A 6760-nucleotide genomic window follows, 5' to 3' on the forward strand; every position below is an offset into this window, starting at 1 on the left:
CGTCCTTCACCGTCAATCTCCTTCGTGCGGGTGGGACTCAGGGGCGTTCGTGCCACGGAATTCGAGCTCGATCTGCTCGGAGTCCCGTCGGGCGTCAAAGAGCAGCTGAGCGCTCCGGTAGAAGCTCACCTCGACCATGTGGTCGTTGAGTTCCTCCGACAGCCGCACGTCGGGCTCGGCGATGTAATAGTCGCTCTTGTGCATGACACCTTCGAGCATGAGCTCGGCGTCCACCGTCACCTGCCCCAGAACCAAACCGTGTTCGTACTCCTCCACGGTGTCCCAGACGATCGAGTTCGGGTCTGGTGTGACCTCCTGGATGGTCAGATCCGTGAGTCCGTGGGGTAGCTCCACGCGGTTCAGCGTCCAACCTCCCGACACGTCGTCGTCGGGGGTGGCGACGGATGCACCGAAGAGTTCCTCGCAGGCCGACTTCACCTTGGCAGACAGTGGGTCCGGCGTGGGAGGTCGGTGGCCGGGCAGACGGATCGTCACGAGACAGGATGTGTGGCTCTCGAGATCTCCGACGGCCGTGGAGACACAGTCGAGGAGGCTGGGTGTCTCTGCCCGTGCCTCTCGCTCTAGCAGAAGCTCGAAGTTCACCGAAGAGACGGATTTCCAGAGAGGAGAGTATCGGTCGGAGACGTTGACCGCGAAGACACCGGCCTCCGAACGCCAGAGGACATCCACGACTCGTTCCTCGTGGCGGACCTCCCGTTCCGTGGAGAACCCCCAGCGGTCGAGGAAGTGCTGGACGGCATCGGCCAGTGTCACCTGGCTGTCGGCCTGCGTATTCCCATCCATGAAGTCCGTCGCGAAAGCCAGTAGCGCTAGCAGTAGGCGGTCTGCCTCCCTCTCGTAGGTGCCGCGGTACATGTCGGGAAGGGCTTGAACGAGGTGGCCTCGCACCAGGTTGTACGATTCCACAATGGCGGGATCGGCGGGGGCCGAGGCTTTCTCCTGCTCCCAGGACCAGTTGCGCGCGAAAGCCGGGCTGGGAGAGTGACTGCCGCCGTGGCGACGGCGTGCCGAAGCCGCTTCCTCCCGCGCACCGGCGCGGTCGAACGCGTCAGCGGCTCGCTCCCACATGGCCTCGGCCTCGGTCGCCTGTCCGATCGCCCGCAGAGCCTCGGCTCTGGCAGCGCAGGTCAAGCCCTCGCCGTACGCGTCGTCAAGCGACACGTACAGCTCTAGTGTCTGATCGAGTGCCTGTACGGCCTCCACGAACCGCTCTGCCTGAACCAAAGCCTCGCCCAGACGGTAACCGGCACGGCCTGCCCTGTGCCGGTCGCCGACGCGCCGGTAGATGTCGCGTTCGCCGGTGTGAGCGGCGATCGCTTCGGTGACGTTACCCGTCCCGCGCAGCCCGATTCCCACGTTGCCCAACGCCTCAGCCTCGAGGGCCGCGTCACCCGTGCGAGACGCCGCGTTGCGGGCGGCTTGGCTCACTGCCGTGAGTGCGTGGAAATCCTGAGTTTCTCGCAGGTAGTCCGCGAGTGACAGGCCCAGACGCATCGCGGTCGGCCTATAAAGCGGGCGCTCGGCCCAGAGTGCCGCGGAGATGAGGTTCACCCGTTCCTTGTCCAGCCAGGCCCGTGCTTCCTCGGGGCCAGGGGAGGGCCCCGGAACCGGTACGTCCGAGTCGGAGAACAAACGTCTGACGGCTGCCTCCGTCTCGTGGGCGTAGTAATCGAGCAGGCGACGCCAGGCCGCCTCGTTCTGCTTCGCCTTTCCAGCCGTGCGCGTGAGCACGAAGGCACGCACCAGGTCAGACAGCCGCCAACGGCCGTCCTCCCCTGGGCTGTCGATGATGGACCGGCGGACCAGGCCGTTCAACAGCCCTTCCGTGCCGCTGCCCGGGAGGAGGAGCGAGACAGCCGTATCGTTCGGCTCAGGGGCTGGAGCACCGGCCAACAGCAGGAGCAGCCGGGCCTGATCGGCGGTCAGCCCGCGGAAAGCCGCCTCGAAGGCCGCACGGATGCTGCGTTCCCCGTCGTCGAGACGGTCGACACGGGTATCAGGATCGACCAGTTCGGTCATGAGTGACTCGGCGGTCATACCGGGATCGCCGATTAGGAGCGCGGCGGCGATGCGCAGGGCCAGCGGCAGTCCGTCGCACAGCTCGGCGAGCCGACTCAGCGCGTTCAGCTCCAGGGTTGGCCGGGCGTCCGCCGGGTCGGCCCTGCGCAGGGCCTCGTACAGAAGCGTGCGGGCATCCAGGTTGCTCAGCCGGGAGATGCGGAACACCAGGCTGTCGAGCTGGGGCAGGACGGAGCCCGAAGTGATGACGATGCGATGCGTCCCCCCGGGGACCAGCGGACGGATCTGGGCAGCGGAGGCGGCGTTGTCCGCCACGATCAGGACCGGACCGTGCGATCGCGCTCGGTCGGCCAGGACTGACCGGTACATGGTCAGACGCTCGCCGCTTTCCACGGGAATACGGGACTCGCCCACGCCGAGAGTACGCAGCATGGTGAGCGCGGCCTCGTCGCTGTCGAGCGGCCGTGCCTCATGGCCACGGAGGTCGACGAAGACCGTACCCCCGGGGAACCAGCCCCGCTGCTGAGCGCGATGTGCGGCCATCAGGGCCAAAGCCGTCTTGCCGGTGCCGGCCAGCCCCGACACGGACACCGCGGTGACCTTCCCGCCGTCGGGTCGATCCGGCGCCAGAAAGTCCATCAGGCGTGCCAACTCCTCCTCGCGGCCGGTGAAAGGCGCTGGCGCCGGCGGGAGCGTGTTGAGGGCGATGGAGCCAGGGTGCTCCAGGGGGGCCTGGGTGCCAGCTCCGGCCGATACCCGGGCATCGCGGAGCTCGTACATGAGGCCCCGGGCGGTGCGCAGGCGGATCCGCCGGCGGTTCCCGACGGGCACGCTCACCGACCGGCCGTCGTCCACCGTCACCGTGCGTACCGAGCCGTCCGTCGGACCGCCGCCGTCCAGGATCACCTCGATCACCCTGGGATGGGTGTCGGGAACCGGGACTGCCACCGGGTGCGGGCCCGCGCCGGTGCCGACCACGAGTTCCTCACCTGTCAGCGATACCGGCAGGGGTACGTCGTCCAAGGCCGACGCGACCAGGGCCACATCGCCGATCCTCAGGTCGTCCGGTGGCTCCAAGGCTCCGAGGGCAAGTCCGGGCACCCGCGTCACGGCGGCGGTGGCGAGCTGCCAGGCCGTCCTGGTGCGCCGGACGGGCTCCGGCAATCGTTCCCAGGCCCCTGCCAGCCAGTCGGCGACCCCGCCGCGCCCCTCGGCGACAAGTGCCCGGAGTGCGGGCTGCAACGCCTGGTCGACGCTTTCAGCCGGTTCCCGGTCGCCCCGGACGTGGAGCCAGGCGACCCGTTCCTCCAGGATCAGCGCGGGCGAAAGTCCGGCGTGTACGCGGGAGATGACTACCCAGAGGGTATGAACGGGATCGTCTGCCGGGCTCGTGGCGAGTTTCTCCGCGAGTTGGGAACGGAGACCGGGAAGCAGACCGGAACGCAGGGCGATCGCAGTGGGTGTGCGTGAGCCCACCCAGTCGCTGAACCACAGGTCTGACTCGGCGCCGACGTCCAGATACGGCAGCACGTTCAGCCGTACCGCCCGCATCAACTCCGGCTCGATCCGCGCGGCCGGACTGAGCGCCACGGCCAGTTCACGGGCTCCGGGAGGGAGCTCCGTGGGCACGGGGAAGGGCGAAGCGAAGGCTGGCACCGGCGCCCTGGAGCGTGCTAAGAAAGCCTGGACCAGGGGCTCGTTCACAGGGTTGCCCACCCGCCGGACCAGTTCCGCCAGCGTCGCCGCTTCCCTTCGGGTTACGGATCTGGGGCTGGGCAGGAGGTTGAGAACGGCCGGGCCGACCCTGGCCAGGGCAGTCACCTCGCTGCCGGCACGGGGTGGCAGGAGAAGCGCCGCGCGACGCTCCACCTCCTGGCGCACCGCCGGATCCAGCTCGACCGCGTACTCCAGACAGGAGAGGGCGAGCAGCGTGAGTCGGGCCGAGAGGTCCCGGTCCGCGTCGGAGGCCCGGGACAACAGCATGGTCAGAAGCGTGGCCCGCTCACGTGGTCGGCAATGAGCCACCGCGAACCGGAGTACGTCCTCCCACTGGGCATCGTGGGCGTTCCGCACCAGGATGGGGAGGTCATCCGCCTCCACAGCGGCTCTTGCGGCCAGAAAATCCTGGAAGGTACGGCTGATGAAGCTCACCGTGCCCTCGGTCGCCGAGGTGAGAAGACCGGTGCGGGCCACAAGGTGATGGAAGATACCCGTCGCGTCACCCGCAGCGGCTAGTTCCGGTGTACCGGGCACAGCCTCGTCGACGATCCGGATCGCCGTGTCCCACTCCACCTCCATACGGCCGTTGCGGACGAGCCAGTAGGCGAGCCGCGAAAGAAGCCATGACTGCGTCTCCTCGCGCAGTTGCATGGGCAGGCCGACGGCCCGTTCCCTGTCCCGTCGCGACAGCAGCATGGAGAGTGCCGCTGCGTACAATTCCGTTCCGCTCGTCGGCAGAAAGCCCCGGCGGTCACTGTGCAGGGCACAGACGAGGCCGCACATTAGGGGGCTCGTCATGAGTCTTCGCAGGTCCGACCTGGTGTGTACGGCGGTCCGGAGCGACCTCTCGTACGCTTCGTGGGCCGCCCGGCGATCCGGTTCGTCGATCGCTTCCCGAGCCGCCGCGTGCCAGCGCCCGATGAAGACGTCGATGTCGTCATCGCTCATGGGGGCGAGGACAAACTCGGTGAAACCGGCGTCAGAGAGCCATGATTCAGCCACGGCGGAAGGGCGCGAGGTGACCAGCCACTGATTGTCCGGAAAGGCGGTCAGTAGATCGGTCAGCCACGCCTTGACTCGTCCCCGGTCGCGTTCCGCGAGTTCGTCGACACCGTCGACCAGAAGCAGCCCGCGGCCTGCGGACAGGACACGGCCCACCCAGCCGGCCGGCTGTGAGCCGGCCAGCGGGGATCCGGTGGCCGACAGGAAGTCCTCCGGTCGGGGCAACTCACCGTTCCGAACCAGGGTGCGCAGAGGCAACATGAACGGCATACGGTCCCACAGACGGCGGTCGGGCAGGTCCTGCCGGGCGGCGGATACCGCGAGCCACTGCAGCAGTGCCGTCTTGCCCGATCCGGCCTCCCCGCGCAGCAGTACGCGATCGTGCCCGGCCACCGCTTGCTCGACCGGGACCGGGGCGTTGGCCGCCGGAGGGGCATCGCCGGAGATCCGGGCTGACCGCGTGACACCTAGCCGCAGAAACGTCGCGTCGAGTGGCCAGTCAGACAGGGAACGGTCGCGGAAGTCGATGCCGAAGATCGTGAGGTGGTTGTGCCGCTTCGCGAGATAGTCGGTGTGCTGGCGTTCGAACGCGAGGTCGGGTGAGAGTGTCAGAAGGGGCGTCCGCCCACCGAGTTGCGAGACGAAGTCAGGCTGGGCGAGCAGGGCGGCCGCGGGGAGAATGTTCAGGGCGTCCGGTCGTCCCGCTTGGCTGTTTGTGACGAGGCCGACCAGGACGTCTTCCACGAAGACGCCGGCGCCAGACATCCCGGCCCAGGCTGAGCCACCGTCGTCATGCGCCGTCGGCGCGTGATGGATGGACAGGACATGGCTGCCACTGAGCAGCCCGGACCCCGGATGCAGAGTGCCGGTTACCTGCTCGGTGTCGAAGCGGTTGTGCTCGTCCCGCCGGTAGGACGGAAACCCGATTGCCTGGCAGCCCGGCACGGGTGCGAGAGAGCCGGGCTTCCCCCAGCTCACGGACAGGGAGTCGGGCATGAGCCCTGGCGGCATCAAGTCTTCCAGCGGGCGCAGCAAAGCGGCGTCGCAATCGTCCTCGTGTCCCGACCAGATGAGCGCGCAGACGACTGACCCGTGCCGACCCGGGACTCCGACTCGGATGTCCCCGCGGCCCCGTACGATATGCGCGGCGGTCAGGACAATCCTCGGGGAGATCAGATAACCGCTGCCTTGCCGATCACCAGCGACTACCAGGGCGACACGCTCCCGGGCAGGGCCACTCACCATGGTTCGCCTACCCCCCATATCGGGCGTTCTGTCCTGCGGACACGACCATCGTATGACCCGGCGTTAACTCTCATTCCTCGTACGGGCTTTGCCTAGTGGCTGTGCCGTCAGTCAGAATCATGGCGTGGAGGCATACGGGGGCGGAACCGCAACGAGAGCCCGGACAGCGCCGGACGGGGTACCGTTGCCGTGACCCAGGTGTTCATCAGTCACAGCTCCCGGGCGGATTCCCTCGCCCGGCAGGTGCGCGAGCGGATCGCGGCGGGCCTCGAAACGAAACACTACGAGGTCAAGGTGGACACCGACGCCCTCAGGCCGGGGGAGGACTGGTGCCCCACGCTGTACCAGTGGCTGGCGGAGTGCGACGCGGCGGTCATCCTGTTCAACCAGGAGGCACTCGACTCCTTCTGGGTCAGACGTGAGGTCAACATCCTCATGTGGCGCCGGGCCCTGAACCCTGGGCTGCTAGGGTCCGTCTTCAAACGGATCTTGCCCAGAGCAGGAGCGACGCGAGACTGACCGCTGCCTCGTATGAGGTGGCGGTCTTGTCGTATCTGGTCGCGATGCCGCGGAAGCCCTTGAGCCGGTTGAAGCAGCGCTCGACGAGGTTGCGCCGGCGGTAGGTTTCCCGGTCGAACCCTGGCGGTCGACCGCCGCGGCTCCCGCGCCGCAGTCGGTGCCGCCGCTGGTCGGCCTTCTCGGGAATGGTGTGCGCGATGCCGCGTCGCCGCAGGTAGGCGCGGAAACCGCGGGA

3 protein-coding genes are annotated in these 6760 nt (G+C 68.0%); 1 reads left to right on the forward strand and 2 read right to left on the reverse strand.

The features are described 5' to 3' along the window. Nucleotides 1-12: 12 nt before the first annotated feature. On the reverse strand, nucleotides 13-5757 hold the full coding sequence (locus B7767_RS14115; protein WP_179167146.1) for an NACHT domain-containing protein: 5745 nt from the start codon (nucleotides 5755-5757) through the stop codon (nucleotides 13-15). A 438-nt stretch (nucleotides 5758-6195) separates the two neighbouring features. On the opposite strand from B7767_RS14115, the gene B7767_RS14120 reads away from it, so the two are divergent. Beyond that, entirely contained in the window at nucleotides 6196-6525 is a 330-nt protein-coding gene (locus B7767_RS14120) for a toll/interleukin-1 receptor domain-containing protein (RefSeq protein WP_085572491.1), read from the forward strand. On the opposite strand, the gene B7767_RS14125 is transcribed toward B7767_RS14120, so the two are convergent. Continuing rightward, nucleotides 6485-6760: transposase (locus B7767_RS14125; RefSeq protein WP_143652446.1), on the reverse strand; the 276-nt coding region annotated here is incomplete at its 5' end. The two genes, B7767_RS14120 and B7767_RS14125, sit on opposite strands and share 41 nt — an antisense overlap.

This window comes from Streptomyces sp. 13-12-16 (genome assembly GCF_002114215.1).
GTDB lineage: Bacteria > Actinomycetota > Actinomycetes > Streptomycetales > Streptomycetaceae > Streptomyces.